This window comes from Sulfuracidifex metallicus DSM 6482 = JCM 9184 (assembly GCA_032834875.1).
GTDB lineage: Archaea > Thermoproteota > Thermoprotei_A > Sulfolobales > Sulfolobaceae > Sulfuracidifex > Sulfuracidifex metallicus.
This window is the reverse complement of sequence record CP135238.1, coordinates 1,782,048-1,804,502: the sequence shown is the minus strand read 5'-3', so window position 1 is coordinate 1,804,502 and position 22,455 is coordinate 1,782,048. Positions and strand designations below refer to the sequence as shown.

The 22,455-nt window shown below is 40.3% G+C and carries 20 protein-coding genes; 7 read left to right on the top strand and 13 right to left on the bottom strand.

Annotated features, from left to right (window positions below; genetic code table 11):
* Window positions 1-218 precede the first annotated feature (218 nt).
* Complete coding sequence (locus tag RQ359_RS09845; protein ID WP_156016616.1) at window positions 219-956, top strand: dioxygenase family protein; 738 nt, start codon at window positions 219-221, stop codon at window positions 954-956.
* Window positions 957-1,494: 538 nt separating this feature from the next.
* Here the strand turns inward: RQ359_RS09845 and RQ359_RS09840 are convergent.
* Window positions 1,495-2,055, bottom strand: coding sequence for an FAD-dependent oxidoreductase (locus RQ359_RS09840; protein ID WP_156016618.1), 561 nt, complete (start codon window positions 2,053-2,055; stop codon window positions 1,495-1,497).
* A gap of 271 nt (window positions 2,056-2,326) precedes the next feature.
* Between RQ359_RS09840 and RQ359_RS09835 the strand changes: the two genes are divergently transcribed.
* Window positions 2,327-3,226, top strand: coding sequence for an alcohol dehydrogenase catalytic domain-containing protein (locus tag RQ359_RS09835; protein WP_156016620.1), 900 nt, complete (start codon window positions 2,327-2,329; stop codon window positions 3,224-3,226).
* A 202-nt stretch (window positions 3,227-3,428) separates the two neighbouring features.
* Here the strand turns inward: RQ359_RS09835 and RQ359_RS09830 are convergent, their stop codons facing one another.
* Together RQ359_RS09830 and speB are read right to left on the bottom strand one after the other, a co-directional pair.
* Window positions 3,429-4,574: an MFS transporter gene (locus RQ359_RS09830; protein WP_156016622.1), complete on the bottom strand. Its 1,146-nt coding sequence runs from the start codon at window positions 4,572-4,574 to the stop codon at window positions 3,429-3,431.
* 400 nt (window positions 4,575-4,974) lie between these two features.
* A complete protein-coding gene (gene speB / locus RQ359_RS09825) occupies window positions 4,975-5,880 on the bottom strand; it encodes an agmatinase (protein WP_054839047.1) in 906 nt (301 codons plus the stop codon).
* Here speB and RQ359_RS09820 point away from each other — a divergent pair.
* The gene (locus RQ359_RS09820) at window positions 5,872-6,180 is read left to right on the top strand and encodes a DUF504 domain-containing protein (protein WP_256202130.1); all 309 of its coding nucleotides are present in this window, start codon (window positions 5,872-5,874) and stop codon (window positions 6,178-6,180) included. The two genes, speB and RQ359_RS09820, sit on opposite strands and share 9 nt — an antisense overlap.
* A gap of 244 nt (window positions 6,181-6,424) precedes the next feature.
* Here the strand turns inward: RQ359_RS09820 and RQ359_RS09815 are convergent, their stop codons facing one another.
* Together RQ359_RS09815 and RQ359_RS09810 are read right to left on the bottom strand one after the other, a co-directional pair.
* Window positions 6,425-7,477 carry a saccharopine dehydrogenase NADP-binding domain-containing protein gene (locus tag RQ359_RS09815; RefSeq protein ID WP_156016624.1) on the bottom strand — a complete coding sequence of 351 codons (1,053 nt, stop codon included), beginning with the start codon at window positions 7,475-7,477 and terminating at the stop codon, window positions 6,425-6,427.
* A gap of 5 nt (window positions 7,478-7,482) precedes the next feature.
* The gene (locus RQ359_RS09810; protein ID WP_240900065.1) at window positions 7,483-9,108 is read right to left on the bottom strand and encodes an APC family permease; all 1,626 of its coding nucleotides are present in this window, start codon (window positions 9,106-9,108) and stop codon (window positions 7,483-7,485) included.
* Window positions 9,109-9,528: 420 nt separating this feature from the next.
* Here RQ359_RS09810 and RQ359_RS09805 point away from each other — a divergent pair, with 420 nt between their 5' ends.
* Window positions 9,529-10,839 carry an aspartate aminotransferase family protein gene (locus RQ359_RS09805; protein WP_156016626.1) on the top strand — a complete coding sequence of 437 codons (1,311 nt, stop codon included), beginning with the start codon at window positions 9,529-9,531 and terminating at the stop codon, window positions 10,837-10,839.
* Window positions 10,840-11,164: 325 nt separating this feature from the next.
* Here RQ359_RS09805 and RQ359_RS09800 read toward each other — a convergent pair whose 3' ends face one another.
* The 6 genes from RQ359_RS09800 to RQ359_RS09775 are packed head-to-tail and all read right to left on the bottom strand — an operon-like array spanning window position 11,165 to window position 15,710.
* A complete protein-coding gene (locus tag RQ359_RS09800) occupies window positions 11,165-11,734 on the bottom strand; it encodes an urease accessory protein UreD (protein WP_054839051.1) in 570 nt (189 codons plus the stop codon).
* Entirely contained in the window at window positions 11,727-12,329 is a 603-nt protein-coding gene (gene ureG / locus RQ359_RS09795) for an urease accessory protein UreG (RefSeq protein ID WP_054839052.1), read from the bottom strand. The genes RQ359_RS09800 and ureG overlap by 8 nt, the downstream gene beginning before the upstream one ends.
* A gap of 15 nt (window positions 12,330-12,344) precedes the next feature.
* On the bottom strand, window positions 12,345-12,959 hold the full coding sequence (locus RQ359_RS09790) for an urease accessory protein UreF (protein ID WP_240900067.1): 615 nt from the start codon (window positions 12,957-12,959) through the stop codon (window positions 12,345-12,347).
* Window positions 12,959-13,378: an urease accessory protein UreE gene (locus RQ359_RS09785; RefSeq protein WP_156016628.1), complete on the bottom strand. Its 420-nt coding sequence runs from the start codon at window positions 13,376-13,378 to the stop codon at window positions 12,959-12,961. Before RQ359_RS09785 ends, RQ359_RS09790 begins: the two co-directional genes overlap by 1 nt.
* A gap of 8 nt (window positions 13,379-13,386) precedes the next feature.
* Window positions 13,387-15,057: an urease subunit alpha gene (gene ureC / locus RQ359_RS09780; protein ID WP_157043046.1), complete on the bottom strand. Its 1,671-nt coding sequence runs from the start codon at window positions 15,055-15,057 to the stop codon at window positions 13,387-13,389.
* Entirely contained in the window at window positions 15,054-15,710 is a 657-nt protein-coding gene (locus tag RQ359_RS09775; RefSeq protein ID WP_054839056.1) for an urease subunit gamma, read from the bottom strand. The genes ureC and RQ359_RS09775 overlap by 4 nt, the downstream gene beginning before the upstream one ends.
* A 933-nt stretch (window positions 15,711-16,643) precedes the next feature.
* Between RQ359_RS09775 and RQ359_RS09770 the strand changes: the two genes are divergently transcribed.
* Entirely contained in the window at window positions 16,644-17,681 is a 1,038-nt protein-coding gene (locus RQ359_RS09770) for a GH12 family glycosyl hydrolase domain-containing protein (RefSeq protein ID WP_156016630.1), read from the top strand.
* 440 nt (window positions 17,682-18,121) lie between these two features.
* On the opposite strand, the gene merA is transcribed toward RQ359_RS09770, so the two are convergent.
* Both merA and RQ359_RS09760 read right to left on the bottom strand, forming a co-directional pair.
* Complete coding sequence (gene merA, locus RQ359_RS09765) at window positions 18,122-19,432, bottom strand: mercury(II) reductase (protein ID WP_054839249.1); 1,311 nt, start codon at window positions 19,430-19,432, stop codon at window positions 18,122-18,124.
* Window positions 19,433-19,441: 9 nt separating this feature from the next.
* Window positions 19,442-19,618 (bottom strand): TRASH domain-containing protein, encoded by a 177-nt coding sequence (locus tag RQ359_RS09760; RefSeq protein ID WP_083477041.1) that lies wholly within the window; start codon window positions 19,616-19,618, stop codon window positions 19,442-19,444.
* A 95-nt stretch (window positions 19,619-19,713) separates the two neighbouring features.
* Here RQ359_RS09760 and RQ359_RS09755 point away from each other — a divergent pair, with 95 nt between their 5' ends.
* Both RQ359_RS09755 and RQ359_RS09750 read left to right on the top strand, forming a co-directional pair.
* Window positions 19,714-20,076, top strand: a complete 363-nt coding sequence (locus RQ359_RS09755) for an ArsR/SmtB family transcription factor (protein WP_173571513.1) — start codon at window positions 19,714-19,716, stop codon at window positions 20,074-20,076.
* A gap of 587 nt (window positions 20,077-20,663) precedes the next feature.
* Entirely contained in the window at window positions 20,664-22,454 is a 1,791-nt protein-coding gene (locus RQ359_RS09750) for an AAA family ATPase (RefSeq protein WP_156016632.1), read from the top strand.
* The last annotated feature ends 1 nt before the right edge of the window (window position 22,455 follow it).

The following is a 22,455-nucleotide window of genomic DNA, read 5'->3' as shown; positions in this document are numbered from 1 at the left end:
GAATAGAAACTAATATAATAGAACTGAATATCTTCCAGCTGATGACAATCGACTAAAAGATATCAGTCTACATCATTGTCGAACTCAAAGGTAAACTATGTTATTAATAACCAGAACTTAAATAACTTGTTAAGTAACGTCAGGAAAGTATAGTCTATTCTATTAAGTAACGCATCTTACACTTACATCAATTTATTTGCTGAGAACAAATTTCTTTCATGGTAGGCTTCTTTACTTCTCACGGTTCTCCTACAATACTTACTGAGGATTCCCCTTGGAAGGAGTTCTGGAGGAGAATGGGAGAAAAGTTTTCAGATGTAGATTCGGTAGTGGTGATTAGCCCTCATTTCTTTACTTATTCACGTTTCTACGTGGAGGTACAAGATATCCTAGAGTCGATACATGACTTTTATGGGTTTCCAGACGAACTTTACAAGTTCAAGTATTCTGCTAAAAATGATGTGGAGTTAGCCAACAAGATATACAAGGAAGCTTTAAGAGACGGCTTACCAGTGATTGAAGACACCTCATGGGGGCTAGATCATGGAGCGTGGATACCTCTTATGTACATGTTCCCCAAAGGTAAACCCACTGTATCACTTTCAATTTCCGGTGCTTCATTGGAGGATCATATAAGGCTAGGGAAGGCAATTGCTAGAGCAACTGATAGAAACATCCTTGTCATGGGTACTGGTTCTCCAACGCATAGGTTAGACTTGTTCCAGCTATCCTCCAAGAAGGAAACTTTCCTTGACCCTCTACTTAGCGATGCCGTATCCAAAGGTGTGGAAGAAGTATTATCCCTTTTTAAGGGTAAAGAATGGAAGAAATCAATGCCTGAAGGAGATCTGAAACCTCTTTTTGTAGTTATGGGATATTCACGCAGACCAGGAAGAGAACTCTTGCATGATATTCCATGGCCTGGTATAAGCATGATAGCTTACATTTTTACTTGAATTTTTTGTTTATTAAAAATTATTATACTAATTTTACATACAAATACACAGTTCACGTTTTTAGTATATATTGCGTGAAATACGAAATTGAATTAATAGATATAATTTTTATTACATTTACTTTATACCTAACTGTTTCAAATTTCAACTTAAAATTGCTAGATCCACACATAGGAGAAAAGCACTTACGCGAATATTAATCATGTATAACAGTGAACTATCTGCCTTAACTTTTGGGGGGTTCCTTTTCCTCAGCGAAAAAAGATTAGAGTGGAACATTTTTTCTTTAATATAAAACTTTTAATAATAAACTATAAATTCTAATAAAAATATTATAAAAATATAGAATAAAAAAATTGAAAAAGTGAGCTCACTATAAGAAGCTAAGGTCCTTCATGCATATATACCTCTTTCTAATGTAAATGGCTTTTCCTCATCATTCAATTCAAGTCTTTAAAGAACCACATTCACTCGTCAGAACAATTCTTCTCTTACTTACCACATGAGTTTCATGTACCCTAACATGTCATCCATCAGTTCACTCGTAGCCGCTGAAAGGTTCACTCACGAATCTACCGGGCTTTACTCCTGCGTTCACTAACATTACGGTGATTTCCTTGGTGTCAGTCGGAGTTCCGCTAATGTAAAAGAACCCATCCTTGTGTGCCTCTACGTCCTCCTTAGATGGCATCCTCGGTATTACCTCTACGTCATCGAAGATCCTCTCATCGCTCTCGTAGAAGACCTTCACTTTTTTCCCAGTTCTCTTGAGGGTCAAATACATTGGTCTCACCGGGGTAATACCTATTCCCTTGGCTACGAAGACGTGATCTTCCGCTTCCTTGATAACAAACTCATCCTCGAATGGACCCTCAACTTCCACCTCCGTTCCGTTCTGGAGAGATTTCTTGAACTTAGATCCACTGTCCACTGTGGCGAAAGTTAATTTCTCACCTGGCATACTGGCTATTGAAAAGGTTCTCCTATCACCGTTAAGGACAACGTCAACCGTATTGCCTGGTTTGAAATCAATTGTTTTATCTAACGTGACAATTATATATTTTCCTTTCCTCTCGATCGACTCTATTTTAGCTTTCATACTTTTGATTGAGAATTGGAAAGGAAAAACTTTGCTTAAGTTGTTTAGAGTTAAGTGTTATATGTCGATTAACGGTTTACTGAATATGTGGCTCTCCCTTTCTCGTCATAGTGTAAATTGTTGTACAAGAAAGTTCTCTCTAGAAAGAGAAAAACTTAATCTCCATCGTTAGAAGTGCAAAGTCTATATCTCCATTTTTTGTTCTTATACTTTTTATATCTTCAATCTAAAATCCAAATGAAATTATAAGTTATCACTCCCTTTTTCAGTTATGAAGACCATTCTCTTCGACGGGGAGTTGAAATTGGTAGACTCAGGTCTAGAGGGGGATTATCCTGTCCTCGCAGTGGGAATATGCGGAACAGACATCTCTATGATTAAGGGTTCGTACAAACCAAGGAAGTTTCCCCTTGTTCTAGGTCATGAGTTCTCACTTGAGGTTGACGGAAAAATCAAGACATCGGAAATTAACATTGTAGACTGGACGTGTTATTATTGCAGGAAGGGAATGTACACCCATTGCTCAAACAGGAAGGCAATAGGTATAGATCTAGACGGAGCTATGAGAGAAAGGATTTCACTACCTTCATATCTTCTTCATAATGGAACGGGTTCCCCCATTACGTCAGCCGTGGTGGAACCCATGGCAGCGGTACTTAGAATGGTTGAGCTCCTTCGCGTTTCGCCAGAGGAAGAAGCTCTAGTTCTAGGTGACGGTCCACTGGGAATCATGTCAGCCTTAGTCTTGTCAAGGCTAGGTCTCCACGTGGAACTTAAGGGAAGAAACAAGGAGAGGTTAAGGGTAGCTATGGATATGGGGTTACAAGTAACCAACTCTCCCTCCTCATATGATATAGTGATAGAGGCTACAGGAGGAAACGCAGTTGAGGAAGCACTCTCCCACGTTAAGCCAATGGGAAAGATAGGTTTAAAGTCTACTCATGGAATGGACGTGAAGTTGAACCAGACTAAGGTAGCAGTTGAAGAGATAACACTAATTGGAAGCAGATGTGGTCCATTCTACTTGTGGGATAAGGCAGCCTCCCTAGCGAAGGAACTACACGTAGAAGACATGATCAGAGTTTATCCTTTACCTCGATTCAGAGACGCTTTCAGGGATGTGATGGAAAGGAAAGTCGTTAAGGCAGTCCTCGATATGGAAAGAAAGTAAACTACCTTGCCCTTATGAAAGAGGTCTCTAGTGAAAAAGATGAAATAGAACTAAAAGATCAAATTTAATGTAGATTACTATAAATTAAATATAAAATATATTTAAATAATTCTTTTATCAAAAATAACTATATAAAATATCATACCTAGAAGGAAAAGATTAACGTTTTTCATAACCTTTCCTTTTTCCCGTCAAGTCTATTCTACTTTTTAACGCTAAGAACTCTCCTTCCTTTCTCCTGCGTGTCGTGAAGTGAAAGGTAAAAGAATGAGAACGCGATCCTTGAGAGTGAAGCCGTGAAAAGGAGAAGTCTGACTGCCATGGAAGGAGAAATGAGTGATTCCATCTCAACGAAGGACACTGATCCCAACAGCGACCCCATTATAGCACCTATGCCTTCCCCCAAGCTCATAAAGGATATAGCCTTTCTCACGTTCTTTGTATTATCATACACGAATGATGTGTAGGCTATGTTAGCTGGACCCGTGATTCCCATGAGCAAATAGGCCGCATAAATCTGATAAACGTTGGTAGCGAGGGAATAAGCAAGGGGGTAGATTGCTAGACCTATCCTACCGGCGAACATGACTGCACGTCTGTTCCTATCCATCCACATACCCACCCTCCTCTGAAATAGGAGACCCGATATCCCGCCTATTAGGGTTATAATAGCTAAGTTGTCCTCGTTCATATGGTATACCTCCACCTCAGCCACGGGGAAAAGAGGCCATGCAAAGGCCCAAACTACATAGAATGACGAATTGACCAGTATCATTCTCATTACGTCCTTTCCTATTCCCTCTGATGGTGGGACGTAAACTTCCTCATCCTGAATTATAGTTGATATATAAGAGGAAATGAGGTATAACAATCCAGTGGATAGGAAGAACCACTTCATGAGATAATACTGATCCCCCGTTAGTAACCCAACTCCCACCGTAGAGAGTAGGCTTCCAATCCTGGCATACTGAGCGTATTGGGAGAGAACTGCTCCCCTAGCTCCCCTACTTACCTTCTCCATGATTATGGAGTAACCGAAAGTGGAAGCTCCAGATCCAGAAGCAGCTATTACATACATGAGGGTAGATAATGAACCGTAAGGTAACAGGAAGAGAAGTATCCATGCTAAACCGCTTAGGATAAATCCCCAAGTGATGAGGTTCTTAGCCTCAGCCTTGTATAGAGAGAATATACCTTGAACTATGCTTGGAAATGCCGTAAACGAGGACGATACAACTCCCAAGAGAGGTCCAGTGACTCCGTTAATAACGTTGAGGAAGGAGAAATAAGGTTGTGATAAACTAGAGGCAATGGAGTTCAGCAACGTGATGGTTCGCAGCGGCTTCATGAAAGATGGGACTGGTCTTAGCTTAAAGATTTATCGTATGGAGTACATATGTTCGCCATCTTCAAGTTAAAGAAAGGAATGAAAAAATGGTAGGAAATAGAGACAGAAAGAGAATGTCATGGTTATTTTTTCATCCATCAGATTTGACAAATAATTTAGTAAAGAAGATGAAAAAAGGAATATATTATTCAGTAAAGAGTAAAACAAAAAAGTGAATTTGCATCAATATCAGTTCTCTATTGAACTCCTACAAGGAACATAGTTAGTTTATATTTCTCATGTAAGAGTTATTCAAATAATTCTTCTGTTACTCTTTTTTCTCTATCATTTTCCATTTCTCCTTTTTCCTCACTTGATCTGAGAAGAAATTCATGGAGTAAATTTAGATGATTATGGTGATTCACCTCTTCGCCTTGACGCTCATTGCTTCATAGATGAGGTTTGCCGCAAGCATAGAGGTTACCTCTGACACATCGTATGAGGGTGCAACCTCTACCACGTCGAAGCCGACTATATTAACGTTTAATCCCCTAATCATTTCCATAGCTTCATAGCTGGTCAATCCTCCTACTTCTGGCGTTCCTGTTCCAGGAGCGAAAGCCGGATCCACAGCATCGATGTCAAAAGAGACATACGTTTTTCCTTTAAGGGAATTTATCTCCTTCATTACCGCCTCCATACTCTTCTTCACATCTCTTATCGTAAAGCTAGTCACTCCGAGCTTTTCCCTGTCATGAAGGTCATCCTTGGAGAAAGTTGACCCTCTTATACCAACTTGTATAACCTCCTCCAGCAAGTTCTCCTCCAAAGCTCTCCTTAGCCATGATCCGTGGGTGTACTTCTTTCCCCAGTAAGTGTCCCAGAAGTCATAGTGAGAGTCGAAGTGAACCAAATTTACTTTTCCATGAACCTTTGCCATTGCCCTGAGGATAGGTAAGGTAATGGAGTGGTCTCCTCCGGCTATGAAAGGAGTTCCGCTTCCGGCAAGTTTTATCATTTCTTCCTCAATTATCTTCATGGTATCCATAATATATCCTGGAATAACATTAATATCCCCCACATCGCACGCATTTAGCTCATCGAAGGTGTACACGTCAAGGAACTGATTATAAGGTCTTAGAAGTCGGGATCCTTGTCTTATTCCCATGGGACCAAACCTTGCACCGGGCCTATAGGTAGTGGCGTCATCAAAGGGTATTCCCACGAAGAATGCCTTCACGTCGTGTAGGTCCTGAATGAGGGGCAATCTACCGAACGTGGAAACTTGGGTGAACCTGGGCGACTTTAAAGCATCTATTTGTCTCATGATATATACAACGATATAGGTGAAATAAAAAGGTCTCTTAACTATGTGAAATTGAGGAAGAGATGCTTGAGAATAAAGGAAGCGATCAACATGGTGCTATGGAAGCATCATGATGAGGTAGATCTATTCACACTTGTGATCTTAGACCGCTTCAAGGGAATAACTGAGATTCCCTTCAAAGAGATAGAGAGGGTTGACAACTATTATGTCTATTTGAGGGACGAAGAGACCGTAATACCAGTCCACCGTGTACTTGAGATAAGGAAAGGAAGAAGCAGAGTTTGGAGAAGAGGGGAATAGATTCAGATATCTGCAATAACTTCATTTGGGTTATCTCTTAATTTTGTTACGAATCTCAAAATTATATGTTTTAACTTTTTTTAATAAAAGCATTTTGTTAGACATCATAGATCCAAAGTATTAATAAAAATATATAGAATTAAATTTTATATTTTGAAGTTGCAGAGAATATGTAAAGGAAAAAGAATGATAAAATACTTGGGCCCTTATGGAGGAAGGGATTTGCGATAAAAAATATGTAAAGTTAAGCTGTCTCCCTGAACTCTAGGGAGATCCCCTCTCTCTTCAAGGCTTCCAGAAATGGGTCTGGAGTTATTACTTTCTCTGGCGGAAGAACTCCCTCTCCTTTCAGTCCAGCATCCATAGCTAGTACAGGTGAGATTCCAGTGACAAACTGGGTTCCGTCGAATCTACCATGAGGAGTTGCAACAAACTCTGCCTCTATTTTCTTTTCTTCGTAGACGAAGATCACCTTAGCTGCTTCCACTTCGTCAGGGGTAATCCCTGAATAGCCTATCAATCCCTTCTCCCTCATAGCCTCCTTTAACAGATCTCTGCTTTTCGTCCCCCTCACCTCACCACTTCCAAAGATCTTTCCTAGAAGGAATATACATTCGAACCCAGTTCCTCCCTCCATCCAGTCTATCTTAAGAGTGCCAGGGAAGGAGGAAGGAAACGTAGCGAGCTCGCTATGTATAGTAAGGTAAGTCCTGATCTTTCCGATTGAGAATTCCACCTCTTCCTGCCTTGAAAAGGGAGGGAAAAACTTGATCTCTCCGTCCCAAATCGGCGCGTCCATAGTAGCCTCATCCAGTTGAGTATCCACGCTCCAGTTCACGTTATCCAGTGTAGATCTCCAACCGTCCCTAAGGTGTATCTCCCTCGGAATTCCGTATTCCTCCCTCATTTTCCTTGCAATTACGTTAGTTACCCCTGGTTCTGCACCCATCCCAACTAAGGCTAGGAGACCTTCTTTTTCAAATTCTTTGTGTAGCTCTAGCTGTTTCCTAGTCATCCAGAAAAGTCCTCCCAGATCCATGTAGTTCACCCCGGCCTTCAATGAAGCTCTCATTGCTTCCATGTTAAAGTAATATTGGGCTGAGTTAATCACTAGATCGAAAGTCCTTAACTTTGACGCTGTATTATCAACTTCACGTAAATCCACCTTCACGAAGTCACTCTCCAACGGATTGGGAGGTACCAAGTCCATTACTGTTACATTATGACCTCTTTTTACGAGTTCCATTACAATTACGCTTCCTATGAGGCCTGAGCCTCCCAAGACTGCAACCTTCAAGTTTATCACTCCGGAGGAATCTCCTTAAATATTAGCTGTGGTTCTATTCCTTTCTTCTTCGTCATAATGTAACTTGTTATATATATTGCAGCACCAACTCCATAAATGAGAGCCAAGGAAATCAATGTAGGAGAGTTTATTGGTAAGAGTACCGGATTTCCCCAAGTTATAGCAAGGGCATACATCAGGAAACCGAATGTAAGGAATCCTAGCCAGGAAACTACAGGAATTCCTAACACTTTTCTCTTGAATGGAACCGTGCTCTCATACATGTTCCTTCTAACGAAAGGCATTAGCCCTGCCGAGAGTGCGAAGATAGCGTAACTTAGCTCGAATATTACTGTAACATCCACAATCGAAATGAAGGGCAGATAAGCGTACATGAGGACTCCTACCACGCCTAGACCAGCTACAAAGGCGGTGGACTTCACCGGAACGTGTAAGCGGGAGTTTACATCAGCGAACCATTCAGGGAATAGTCTGTCGAAGGACCATGCAAACATGTACCTTGTTAGCGCTATAACAAGTGGAGGATTGCTGTAAAAGTTCGGTAACCAGAAAGCTATGAACATGATAAAGTACATGAATACATTACCAGTGGTTATTAAGGCGAAGAAGGGAGTAAACGTAGATATGGAGGAAAACGTGTTGAAGACCGGATCGCTTACTCCGTTACACGATATATAACCCCAGGAGGTGAGAAATTTCTCGCCGAATGCGTCCAAGTTTAGCTGGGTGAACAGAATGTAATAAGCTCCTATTATAAGGATAGCTAACAAGACGGAATATAAAACGTTCTTCCTTACAGTCTTCATTTCTCCAGACCATGAAGCGGGTAGATTATACCACGTTAGAAAGTACCATATTACAGGAATACCCATAAACACGTAAAGTAACGGATTGGGGACGAATGATAGCCCGTTACTTTCAGCGTTACTAATTACCTCATTGTAAGCGTTCTTGACTCCGCTTGCAGCTGCCAAAGACGCGGAGAATTGAGCAGGATGAATTGTAGTTAGAAACGCGAACATTATCGCGGTAGTGATGAATGAGATCACCCCACTAATAAGAATGAATTTCCACAAGAACTTAGTGTAAAAGCTTATGAGAGCTCCAACGAGGACTATTAACACTCCTACAATTACGCTTCCAGTCGTACTGGAGAAGAAGTTGCCAAAACTAATTAGCGTAGAATTGCCGTAATAAAACCCTAAACCCGAGAACAAATAGGCGAACCATCTAGCTCCAAGGAAGCTGTAGAGCCCCAAAGAAAGCGCAAAGGCTATGAAAAGTCCAAAATAGTTTATAAAACCAACTGCAGGGTGAATAGCTCTGCTGTTGAACACATAGTCGCCTCCCGACCTAGGCATAGATACTCCTGCAACGTAAAACAGGAAAGCCATGCTGAGCGTAGGAATTAATGTTATTGCATATGAAAGCGGCCAGTTTATCCCAGGTGCTAACCACAGCCATGATATGATCAATATTGGAACTCCTCCAGTCACCAACGCGAAGGTAGCCATCATTGATGACCAGGGACTGACCTCCCTTACTAAACCTGAGGATTCCCTCAGGAATACCTTAGATACCTTGTTGTCAGTCTCTCCCATTTTTAATCCAATTAAAGACATGGAATAAGTTTAAATATTTTCAACAATATGCTGTGAAAACTTTTCATTATGACTATGTAGTTACCATGATAACTTCAAAATAGATTAGTTTTTACCCTTAGTAACTAAAAGAAAAGTAGCGTTGAGGATATGATTCTTCCATTCAGGAAAATTTATTCTCTTTATATTACAAAATATAATATTTAGAATCACTTTTCAAAATCATGGAAGGTTTAATTCGTTTTCCTTACATCATTTTTCATCTTATCTCCTATAAATATGAATATTTTTTAAACCAAAAGGAATATAAAATAGCTTAATGTTTATTATAGTAGGTGTCTAAGTTGGTATGTCGAAAGTCCCAAAAGTTTCAGTTCAAGTTACCCCATTTTATGGGTAAAGTAGAGAAAAAGGAAAAACTTCTTCTCTAGGTGACCCGTCTTGAAGAGCTATACATCTATCACTGTTGGATCACTTAATCTCTTCAACGAGAATAAGAAGGTAATGCCCTTTGGCGTAAGCAGCAATTATAGATATTTTGAGCCATATCCACTCTATATAAGAAAAGGAAAAGGTTCTCACGTGTGGGATATAGACGGCAATGAATACGTAGATTACAATTTAGGTTTTGGTGTAATGGAGGTAGGATACGGAAACCAAAAGATAGTTCGTGAAGTGGAAAAGGCAATACAAGAGGGGAGCATTCTAGGTTTTGAGTACTACAAGACGGGTGAACTTGCAAGAGAAATTTCCAGGAGATACAAGATGGACATGGTCCGATTCTCTTCCACGGGTACAGAGGCAACTATGCATTCAATCAGGATTGCTAGAGCCTTCACAGGAAGAAAGAAAATTATCAAATTCGAGGGGCATTATCACGGCAGCCATGATCAACTGCTAGTAAATGTGAACCCACCCGTGCCGAAGGGAAAGACGATGTCCTCCCTTGGAATCCCCGAGGAAGTAGTCACAAACACATTGGTATTGGATTGGAACGACTTAGAACAGCTTGAGAAGTCAGTGGACGAGGATGTTGCAGCTATCATCATGGAACCGGTTGCAATGAACATGGGTTTGGTTCCAACAGATGAGGAGTTCCTGAGGGAAACGATGAGAATAGCCAGGGAGAAAGGGGCGTTGGTGATCTTCGATGAGACTAAGACCGGCGGAAAGGCTTATTCTGGAGCTAAGGGGGAATTTTCTCTCGAACCAGACTTAATGATATTGGGAAAGGCCATCACTGGCGGTTTTCCCTTATCCGTAATTGCAGGAAAGAGAGAGGTTATGGAAACAATAGGACCAGGAAAAACTGCACATGGAGGAACTTATAACGCTAATCCTGTGTCCGTGAGTTCATCACTTGTGACTTTGAAGGAGATATTGACCGAGGATGCTTTCTACCATATGAGGAGACTCAATAGAATGCTTACCAAAGGTTACGAGGAGATAGGAGAAGACCTAGGAGTTGACGTCTCGGTTGCATCATGGGGAACAAGCGGAACCGTTTTCTTCTCTAAGGAAGTTCCAGAAAATTATAAGGAATTCATATCTAGTGACATATCGAGGTGGTTCACATACTTCTTTGCTTGCCTTTCTGGAGGAGTAATACCTATGGGAGGATTCAACGAAGAGTGGACTTTGTCCATAAGTCACAGTGAGGAAGACGTTAGGAAACACTTAGAGGTTGCTGAATTCGCCCTAAGGAAAGCTAAAGAAGGCGGGATGAACATGTCCACTGATGAATCTTTCTAGCGAAATAAGAAAGGGATATCACATAAATATAATATAGTTTTAAGTTTTTATTTAACGCTTTAATACTATTCTTAATATTATCTTTAGTTTACTATTAGTTATAACTATTCGATGAGATAAATAAAAATAGATTTTAATATGTAAAAAAAGTTAGAAATATATTTCTTGAAAATTAAAGTCATTGTAGGAGTCGGTTATTACTTATGCATAAACTCCAAAATGGAAAACTTGCTTTCTTTATCAACTAGCTATTTATGAACTAGCTAAATGGATAACAGTGAGCGATGTTTATTCTGAGCGCGCTGAAGACCCTTTCCATAATAGTTCATGAATACCATCTCTCCACTGACCTAATGACTTCCGGCTCTCCATTCTTCATGTCTATAATAGTTTTGATAACATTGCCTCCGGCGAAGTTAGGATCCATCCATGCTTGATCTACTATCTCCATTGTATCATATACCTTTAACATTCCATCCTGATCCATCACCTCTGTAACCGACTTTAACGAGCCCTTCCTGAAGACTTCCCCGTGATGAGTCCTTCCTAACACCACGGTTTCGATTAGTCTCAAGTTACGAGACTTCACTTTCCACCTCACATTGCACGAAGCTCCGTCGTAAAGGAGAAGAGGTTTCATCTCAATCACTACGTCTTCTCCAGTCACGTAATACTCAAGTGTAACCTTGGAGTCACTCATCACCTTGGTGAATGAGGCTTCAGTAACCTTCAAGTTTCCATGTATCTCAACTATAGTCTTATCCTCATGCGCCATTACCTCGGAAGGGTTTGCAATCACTACCCAATTATCCCATGAAACTAATGCATTAATTGATCCTATCCTTTTCACCATGATCCTATCTTCGTCCTTCTCAACTCTTAGATAGTTATACACCTAAGTCATCCCTTAGGATTTGTAACAACGAGTTCAACCCTTCCCCCGTCTTCAGGCTCACCATAATGAAGGGTTTTCCTTTCCTCACTTCGTATGCATCTTTCTTCATCTTTTCCAAGTCTGCCCCTACGAAAGGAGCTAAGTCAATCTTATTGATGACCAGAAGGTCACTCTCCATTATTCCAAGACCTCCCTTCTTAGGATATTTATCTCCAGCAGCCGTGTCCAATACGTAGACAGTATAGTCTGCAAGGGAAGGACTGAAGGTAGACATGACGTTATCTCCACCACTCTCAAGCAATATTAAGTCCGGAGGTTTCTCCTTCTTGACAAGGTTGTTTAAAGCTCTCAGGTTAATGGAGGGATCCTCTCGAATTGCAGTGTGAGGACAACCTCCAGTCACTATCCCAATCAAGTTCTCCTTCCTAATTATTCCAGAGGTTACCAAGTCTCTGTATATCCTCTCTGCATCATAATTGGATATTACGTCGTTGGTTATTATCGCTACCTCGTGTTGAGGTGAAAGTGACTTGGCTATGAATTCTATTAGAGTGGTCTTTCCCGACCCTAAGGGCCCAAGGACTCCTACTTTAATCGTCTTTACTTCACCTCACGAGTTAAACATCTTTGGTTCCCTTCTCTCATGCTCCCTTGAGAGAACCTCTGTAATAGGGTTGCACGGGAAGAACTCCTGATATTCCACGAACTCAAGGAGAGAGGAGATTAAACGTTGACCTTCCTTGAAGTCCATTGCTCCAAGCCTAACTGCTGAATTCACCATCTGAGATAGCTCGCTGTAAGCTAAACCTTCCATGCATGTTCTAACGTCTAGACCGTAACATCTACATGTGTCTCCCACAACTGCAGGATAAGTTCCCGGGGTGTTTCCCTCCAACACAGCCTCCTGGAACTGAGTCACACACAACCTCAAGTCTGCTAAAGATCTACCCATAGAGACAGAAGCCTCCCTCATTTCCTTGGTGAGCTTTGAGGCAAAGACCAGCCGATCCGCCCTAAATGGATCATCGTAAGCTATTTTCACTGCTACTACGTCACCTTTTAACACGGAGTTCTTGTACACTGACCTTATATAGTCACTTAGATTCAACCCTGCATAGTGGGCCTCCTCAACTGTAGACGAAAAATTGAATGAGCCTGTGGGGAGGCTGGAGTCGAAAAGTCTGAAAGCCTTCATGTTGAGAGATTTGTTCGTGCCTTCTTCCATTAAACTTCCACCTTATTCACGTTGGGTTTAAACTTAGCCCTTCCCTCAATATAGGTTAAACCTTCCAATACCCGTCTGTAGAACTCGTCTGGGAACCTCTTCGGAACTAGGGCTCTATTTCCATCTACCATTACAGGAAGGTGAAGATTGCCTAACTTGTATCCCAGGATGAAGGAAGAGATAGAATCATATGAGAAAATGAGTACGGGTTCATCTTTCTGAATCAGGACAATCTTTTCACCGGTATCTGTAAGTAACACTTCTCCTTCCTGGAGAGGTCTACCTATAGGTTCAATTACCAGCTCCCCCAGGGGAGTGTTCAGCTTCCACCTCCTAGTTCTCTCAAAGACGTCTCGATCTACCTCTACTGGAACAGCATCATTGGAAGGAATAATTCCTAGACTTTTCACAGTTCTCATGGAGATCACTAGAATAAATGATAAAGTTGAGTCAATGGAAGCCTCTCAGCTGGAGGAACCTTCGGCGTAACTCCGTCTACCTTCACCGTGTAAGAGTCTGGGTCTACCTCTATCTTAGGTAACTTATCGTTTCTCACCATGTCCTTTTTTCCTATCTTCCTAGTGTTCTTAACCGGTAGAACTCCCTTCCTGAGTCCCAGCTTTCGCACGTTCTCAACCCCGTCAGCCGAGGAGAACACATAAGAAGTATTAGCCATGGCACCGAACATAGGCTTATACCAAACCGGCTGAGCGTATGCAACCGAGGCATTGGTTTCTCCCATGAGTGCCCATGCAACTGCACCTCCCTTTATCACCATGTAAGGTCTAACTGCGAAGAATCTTGGGTCCCAAAGTACTATATCGGCTATCTTTCCTGGCTCGAGGGAACCCACGTATGAGGATATGCCGTGGGTTATGGCGGGGTTCACTGTAACCTTAGCTAAATATCTCAGGACTCTCTGATTATCGTCCATCGCGTTAAGGTTCAATGTCTTCATTTTATGAGCTAGTTGAAACGTCCTTATTCCACTCTCTCCAACCCTCCCCATGGCCTGGGAGTCAGAGCTCATCATACTGATTGCTCCTAGATCGTGAAGATAATCCTCTGCAGCCATTGTCTCGTCCCTTATCCTCGACTCGGCGTAGGCAACGTCCTCGGGGATCTTTGGGTTAAGGTGATGTACAGCCATTAACATTTCGAGGTGTTCCTCATAAGTGTGGACCGTGAAAGGTTTGGTAGGATTAGTAGAGGAAGGAAGAACATTAGGTTCTCCAACAATTCTTATTATATCAGGCGCATGACCTCCGCCGGCACCCTCTACATGATACGCGTGAATTGTCCTACCTCCTATGGCACTCACAGTGTCCTCGTAGTAGCCGCTCTCGTTTGACGTGTCGGTATGTATTGTGACTTGAACGTCATATTCGTCGGCAACCGTGAGGGTCTCATCTATCACCCTGGGCATGGCTCCCCAATCCTCATGAACCTTGAAGCCTAGGACACCAGACTCTATCTGTCTCTCCAGCTCAGGTCTTGAAGAGACACCCTTCCCAGTCAAACCCACGTTTATTGGCATCTGATCCAATGCCTTTAACATCATCTCAATATTCCATTTTCCCGGCGTTGCTGTGGTAGCCTTAGTTCCCTCGGCTGGACCGGTTCCTCCGCCTACTATAGTTGTGAACCCAGCGGATATAGCATCGTAGGTCTGTTGCGGGGCTATCCAATGAACGTGAGAGTCTATGAAGCCCGGCGTGGCAATCAAACCTTCTCCAGATAGCACCTCTGTTCCTCCTCCAACCACCATAGTTACTCCATCCATGGTGAATGGATTTCCTGCATGTCCAATTCCAACTATCAAACCGTCCTTGATTCCCACGTCTGCCTTAATAATTCCGATCACAGGATCCATTACTATTACGTTAGTTATTACGAGATCCATTTCCTCTTCCTTGGATGCTAGGGGATAAACTCCTATTCCGTCTCTGCTCGTCTTTCCCGCTCCAAATACTAGCTCATCGCCGTGTGAGATTAGATCCTTCTCTAAGGTTATCCAAAGGTCTGTATCGGCTAACCTCAAGGAGTCGCCTACTGTAGGACCATATAGGTCGAAGTATCTTTTTCTCTCTATCTTCACGCAAATCCCCTCTCTCTAGCTCTCCTCATAGCTTCTCCCTTGTTATGATCAGGGGATCCCTCAGTTAATCCGTTCAATCCTACTATCCTCGTCTTACCTTTAATTCTAGTAAGTTTCACCTTTTTCTCTTCCCCCGGCTCAAACCTCACTGATGTTCCCGAAGGAATGTCGAGCCTCATGCCTAGAGCTTTCTCCCTATCAAAGAAAAGGGCTTTATTAACCTCGAAGAAATGATAATGAGAACCCACTTGAATTGGTTTATCTCCCGTGTTTCTCACGGTTATCTCCACTTCACCTTGTTCCTGAACCTCAATGTCATCATCTCCTAACTTCACTCTCTCTTTGCCTTTACCCTTAATTGGGTTCCTCACTGTAACCAACTTAGTTCCATCTGGGAACGTTGCCTCTACTTGCAGAATATCTATCATGTCTGGTACCTCAGGCATTACGTCTTCTTCGCTGAGGAGATTTTGTGACTCTGATATTATTTCATCCATTCTCTTCCCTTCTCTTGCTGATTCTATGATAAAGTCGCTGATTAACGCTACTGCCTCTGGATAATTCAACTTAATTCCCTTAGCTTTCCTTCTCCTGGCTAATTCAGCAGCCCAGGAGAGAAGGAGTTTTTCCATCTCACGCTGTGATAGGAACATTGAAGAGAATTAACATAAAAACAATATAAAGATTCTCGGTAATGTGATAAAAAATTATTAAACATTATCATATTCCCCTGACATAAAATGAGTTCTTTGTTAATTCCATTAACGTTTAAAATGTTTACTTTAAAATAGTAGTATGAATCATATATTCCTTTGTTTTGAGATATTAAAAATTAATAAGAATAGTTTTATAGAAAAGAAGTAAATACATTACATGTATCACCTTATAGGACAGGGGTTATAACTTAGTTATAACTAGTGGTATGTTATACAGCGTTGAAGTAGGGTATAACGTCGATCTTGATCTAGGCATTCATAATAATAACTAATAAGAAGTAGATAGATATTAACACTCGAAGATCTTTAGAACATACTCTAACAAGTTAATACATATTATTAATATCTTTTATTTAAGTAATACTCAAAAGAATTAAAGACATCTTTCTTAATAATGAGGTAGTTATATTTTCTGTATTTGTATTAAGAAGTTATTTGCCGAAGTTTATAATGAAATCAAGGATAAAGCTATTCTATAGAATTAAAAAATGATTGAAGTTATTTAATTTAATCTTGCTTGTCTTCTTGTTGATTGTCTTAATGGTAACTCTTATTTCTACAACATAACAGTTAAGATATTTTACAGCTCTCAAGGGAAACCCCAAGTCATAACTAAGAACATCGTACTAAACGTTCCGTCAAAACCAACTCCAGTGGGAGAGATTATATCAGCTTTAAGTATAAGTTACGACGGAGTACCTTTACTCTTTATTGTTCGTATAGCGATTTTCTTCATGTTTATATTGTTACCACGTAAAAAGAATTAGATTTATTTTCCCTTCTACTTTAAGAAATGGTTTTGATGAATTTCATGATTCTCTCTAGTTTTCTAGAAAATAGTTTAATACTGTGTATTACAGTTTTATTGATGTGAAAACTAGATCCGTAGCTATTATTCTTTCGTTGTTAATTATTATAATCATTTTATTCTCTTTCTTCATACTCCAACATTCCACTTTAAGCCCATCTTCAAAGGAAAATTCGTCTACTGTTACTTCTAGCATCAATAACATACCTTCATCATTAAGCAATAAGCCAGGTTTTATCTCATCAAATGCATCAGAAATACTTCTGTATAATTCTGGTGGTACTTTCACTATTCTAGGTCACCATCAGAGCGACAGCGCTTATTCGATGTCAGAAGCTTACACTCCTGATGCGTCCCTTCTAGTATCTCCTTTTATATGGAACATGAAATTTGCTAAAGGGTATGTTAATATGACTTATGACGGACCCATATTGAATGTGGACATAAACATGACTGATTTTCACAAGATTTCTCCTAATATAGGTGTAAATGGATACCCTGGAGTTATGTATGGAGAGGAATGTTGGTTTCCCTTTGCTGGTCACAGTATAGAATCTCCTCTCTTAGAACTTCCTGCTCCAGTGGAGAACCTACCTCAGATTCAATCATGCCTTTATTATTCGTTATGGTTAGATAAAGGTTCAATTGATGACTTTTCTTACGATATATGGATGAGCCAAAATCCAACTACAACTTATTTAAAATTCCCAGACGTAGAAATTATGATATGGTTATATCATCAGGAAGAAATAACTTCAAGCTACTTTAAATATGAGGGCAGTTTTGTAGTTCCGTCCATAGTTAACGGTAGTCATGAAAACCTAAACTTCTCAGTCTATATCTTACCTCACACCGGAAGCGGAGACGGGTGGATTGGAGTCTACTACGTAAGTCAACAACAACTAGAGGGTAAAGTGACAGTACCTCTAACTACCATGGTTCAGGAAAACTTTTCTTTCATGGGGAAGGTCTTCAGAAATCTAAATGAGAGCGAATATTACCTAGATGCTGTGCAAGTAGGAATGGAATTCAACAATGACTCTACTGGCACCTCTATAATGGGGTACTCTTTATATAATTGGACTATGCAAGTGCAATAAATCAAAGTAAACTAATTTCTATTAGAAATTAATGTCAATATATTATTTTCTTAACTAGGCTATCCTTTCATAGCTTTCTTATAACTTATTTAATCATAAATTATATTCTAATTAAGATATTTAAAATATCTAGTAAACAAGAAATAAAATAGAGATAGATATAGTTAATGAAGAGAGTTGTTTTATAGATTAGATAGCTATATAATATGATGTGGAAATCATGTATATTTGTTATGTTAAATGGCGTTAAGGGAGGAGAAGATCCTACTTTAAGGAGGTAAATGTCCATTACTTGTACTCGTATACTTCTTTTTCCAAATATTCTACTAATACCTGATATAGGTTTTGTTTTCGTGCCTATTTTGATGATCAGGCGTTGAAGGGTTCAAAGACAAGTTGAAGCTAGCATATGAAGTCTAAAATACCCTAAGGTATTTCGCTTAGACACAACAGCTCATTCTCTTTACATCTCCTCTGAATGAAATTGCAGCTATTCTGATCGCCTCACCCATTGTAGGAAACAGATGTATAGTGTCTATTAAGTCATCTACGGTTACTCTCATCTTGATTGCTAATGCAGCCTCGTTTATTACGTCAGCGGCATTTTCGCCTACCATAGATACTCCCATTACTCTTCCTTGTTGAGTTACCATCTTTATGAAACCTCCACTGTTCACTATCCTACCTTTTGCAATGTCCTTCATCATAACTTTTCTGCTCTCAGCCTGAGGAACATCCATTTCCCTGAGTCCGACGCTGGCTATGTTAGGTTGGACGAAGACCGCTCTCGGAACGCTGAGGAAATCTACTCCCTTTCTGGACCCTGTGATCGCGTTCTCCGATGCTAAGGAACCTTCTCTCCCAGCTACAGCCTCCAGCATTGGTTCACCTATTACGTCACCTGCGGCATAAACGTTAGGATTTGATGTTTGAAGAGCGTCGTTCACCTTCACACCTCCCCTATCATTTAGCGACACGCCTGCAACTTCAAGGTTAAGATCGACATTAGGTTTCCTTCCAGTAGCCATGAGTATCTCGTCAGCTTCTACCTCACCCTTATCAGTCACCACTACCTTCTCTAATCCTTTCCTCACTTCCTTCACCCTGACGTTAGTAGCTACAACTACACCATCGTCTTCTAAAATATTCCTAGCTTCGATTGACACTTCAGGTTCCCAGTCAGGGAGAAGCACTCGACTTCTCTGCAGCAAAGCAACGTCTACACCCATCCTGGCGTACATCTGAGCGAACTCTACGCCAAGAGCTCTTCCTCCTACCACGATTAAAGAGTTAACTTTCCTTGATGAGAGAGCCTCAACGTTAGTCCAGAATCCTACTTCCCTCAATCCGGGGATGTCTGGAATTGAAGGAGATGAACCAGTTGCTATGATGAATTTGTCGCCTTCCACTATCTTTTCTCCTACCTTCACTGCTTTAGGGGAAATGAAATGAGCTTTGCCTTCCACTAGCTCCACGTCATAGGAGGACAGCACGTCCTCGTATTTCTTCTTCCTCATCTCCTCTACTATGTTGTTCTTGATCTCCATGGATTTGGAGAAGTCCGCGTTCTTACCGCATTGTCTTGCTATCTCTCCCTCGTGGAGCAATGTCTTAGATGGGACGCAACCCACGTTCACACACGTGCCTCCTAAAGGACCACTACCTATGAGGACGGGCTTCACTCCCAGTTCGTTAGCTTTTATCATTGCTGCAAAGCCTGCAGCTCCGTAGCCTAGTATAACCAACTTCATGACATATCACTAACAACAATGTGACTCGTTCTCTTTTTTCTCAAAAGCGTCTGCGCAATGAGAACAGCAGAAGTAGTGTACCTTACCTTTCATTTCTCTAGAGTACACGTTCTCTGGAGTTAGAGGTTTCCCACAGTATTCACACTTATTTTCATCTTCTTTTTCTATTCTAAGGTTTAATTTCATCTTTCATCAACTATACTTCTCTTCTTATCATATATAAACATATATTTATATATATAACCATTCAACTTAAAAGGCTGAAGAGCAATAGAGTAATTATGGAAAAAGAGAAAACTGAAGACTTCGCCTTGATGGCAGAGTTGGAATCATTCTTCTCAGCCCTTGCAGATTCCACTAGGCTTAGAATTGTAATGTTCCTCCTGAAGAACGGTGAGGCCTCAGTTCAGGAGATCTGTAAGGGAGTAGGGAAATCACAGCCGTTGGTCTCACATCATATGGCGTGCCTAAAGAACTGCGGAGTGGTAAAGTGGGAAAGAAAGGGGAAAAATGTAATATATAAGCTGAACGACGAACATGTGAAGGAAATAATTAATGAAGCCTTGAATCACGTAAGCTTGTTCAGTAATTCCATTTTATCATGTGAGATCATCAAGGAAGAGAGAGAAGATGGAAAGGAATAGAGAAATGTAGGAATGAAAAACAAGGGTTTTTGCATGAAATATAAATATTATATTTAGTTTACTAAAAAATTTATACGAACTTCTTTTTAGGAGATTATTTTTCCTTATTTAAAGAGGACTTAACTCTTTACATATACATCCTTCACTTTCCCACGAAATGGTCCCCTTTTCCTTGATCAAGGAATACAAAAGTATCCTTTTAGTGAACAAAAAAGGTAGCGAATACCTTAAAACTATAATTAGATATCTTTTTTCTGCTTTTTAATATTATATTCATTTCCTAGATTTTTAAATACTTTATCCGATATCTCATCTGGAATTAAGATTGTAACTCCCTTATCTCTTATCTTCATATCCCTCAAACTACATCTTGTGAAATATTGACAGAGAGTTACTCGAATCTATCCCGCCTCTGTCTATACTAAGTTACTAAAAGTTAATTGAATATAATAAGAATATTTTCTATTAAATTGAGAAGTTATAGCTAAAAATTTTAGAGAAAAATACTAAGTATTATATGAGGTTTGGGAGACTTCTGACCTTTCGTGCAAAATTTTTATTAAATTGCTCTAAAAAGATAGAGGTAAATGTATTCCAATTGGTTTAGTATTAGGAACGAATTTAAGCTCATTGAAAGTGTAGAAGGAATGAAGGATTATTTATCTCATGAGAACTCTGAAATCGTTCCATGTATTTTTAGAGATAGCTCAGATTCACCGTTCGACATGGATGCATCTTTAATTTATTCCATTCTCGGAGAACCGGGTTACTTAATTTGGGGAGATAGCAAAGGTTCGGTGAAGATCAATGGCAGAGGGAATGGGAGTGAGCCAGTTGGGTATCCTTTTTCAGCGCTTTTCAAAAGATACTTCTTGTCTTATCTTAAAAATGATGGCTCTAGAATAGATATGGTACCATCACTCAACAAGCTTATGATAAGCTTACTTTACGTACCATCGAATGAAAAGAAAAAAAGGGGATTTATAGGAGCTGGAATAATAACAGATATTAATATAGATTCAGTCAGAAATTTCAGATATTGGAAGGAGGAATCTGGCTCAAACGAGAAGTACTGGATTCTTAGATTCAGAATGAAGGTAATATGGTTGTCCAGATCCGTGAGAAACTCAATCCGTGAAAGCATACCTGAGATACTAGAGTGGTTAAGAAAGGGAGGAAACCTTCAAGACCAAGTCCCTTCTATCTTGAGAAACGCAGTAGGAGAAGAAATAGAGGGTGTACAAGCTTCTCAGTCTAATAACTGTTACAGTGATTCGAACTACATAAGCGGTGTGAAAGATTTCATCATGTCCAAGATCCAGAGCGGAGAGGTAGAGGAAACTTATAAATTCTATAAACAGATAACAAATGAACTTGAAGATCTATCTCAAGGTATCATTACAGAAGAAGTAAATAATGCGAATCCCCAATGTAAATCGGTGGAAAAAGCACTTGAGGAAGCTAAAGATTTAATTTCTAACAATCTCTATCTTCAGAATCCTAGAATTTTAGACTTCATGTTTGCGTCCCTGAGGATAGGAAACATTTTGCTTGTAGGACCGCCAGGAGTAGGAAAGACTGAAATAGCTACAACCATAGCAGATTCACTTTGTTCTAACGGCGAGAAGGTTACCGCTAACGCGCTTTGGACGAGAAGGGATTTAATAGGAGGAGAGACCCTGAGGAGAGGATCAATCTCTTGGAAGCCCGGAGTAATTCTCAGAGCTTACGTGAAGGCATCTGAAATACCAGATAACGCATTGTTTCCCGTAGTATTAGAAGAGCTCAATCGTGCAGACATAGACAAAGCTTTCGGTGACTTTTTCACCATGTTTTCATCCGCTGACGCCTCTAAATGGAGAATTCCGTCCTCTTTGATGGAAGAAATAAGGTCTTTTCCGCCCGATCCTCAGCTATATCAACTCCTTAAGGTAATAGAGAACGAGAAGAACACTGGGAAAAGTCCCCTAAGTAAGTTGAGGGTTATAGCGACAATCAACTTGAAGGACTTAAGGAACCTATATCAAATAGGCGACGCCATTACCAGAAGATTTTCCGTCTTTTATTTGGATTGCCCTAAGGGAGACTCAGACGTTGAGGTAGTGATGAAAGCTAATGGATTTAACTTTACTCAGGAAACGGTAAATGACCTTAAGGAATTGATATCTAGAGTTAGGAAAGGGTTAGGATCAAAGTTCTGCCTTTCTACATCTACGGTATCAAAGGTAATATCGCAGATGTCCATAATGCAGAAGGAGACTCATAAAATCGAAAAACAAGAAATAATAGAGCTAATCAAGATACATGCAGGAACTATAGATAATGGAGTAATGAAGAGGATAGACAAGATACTTGAAGTAAGTTCCGAAACTCATTAAA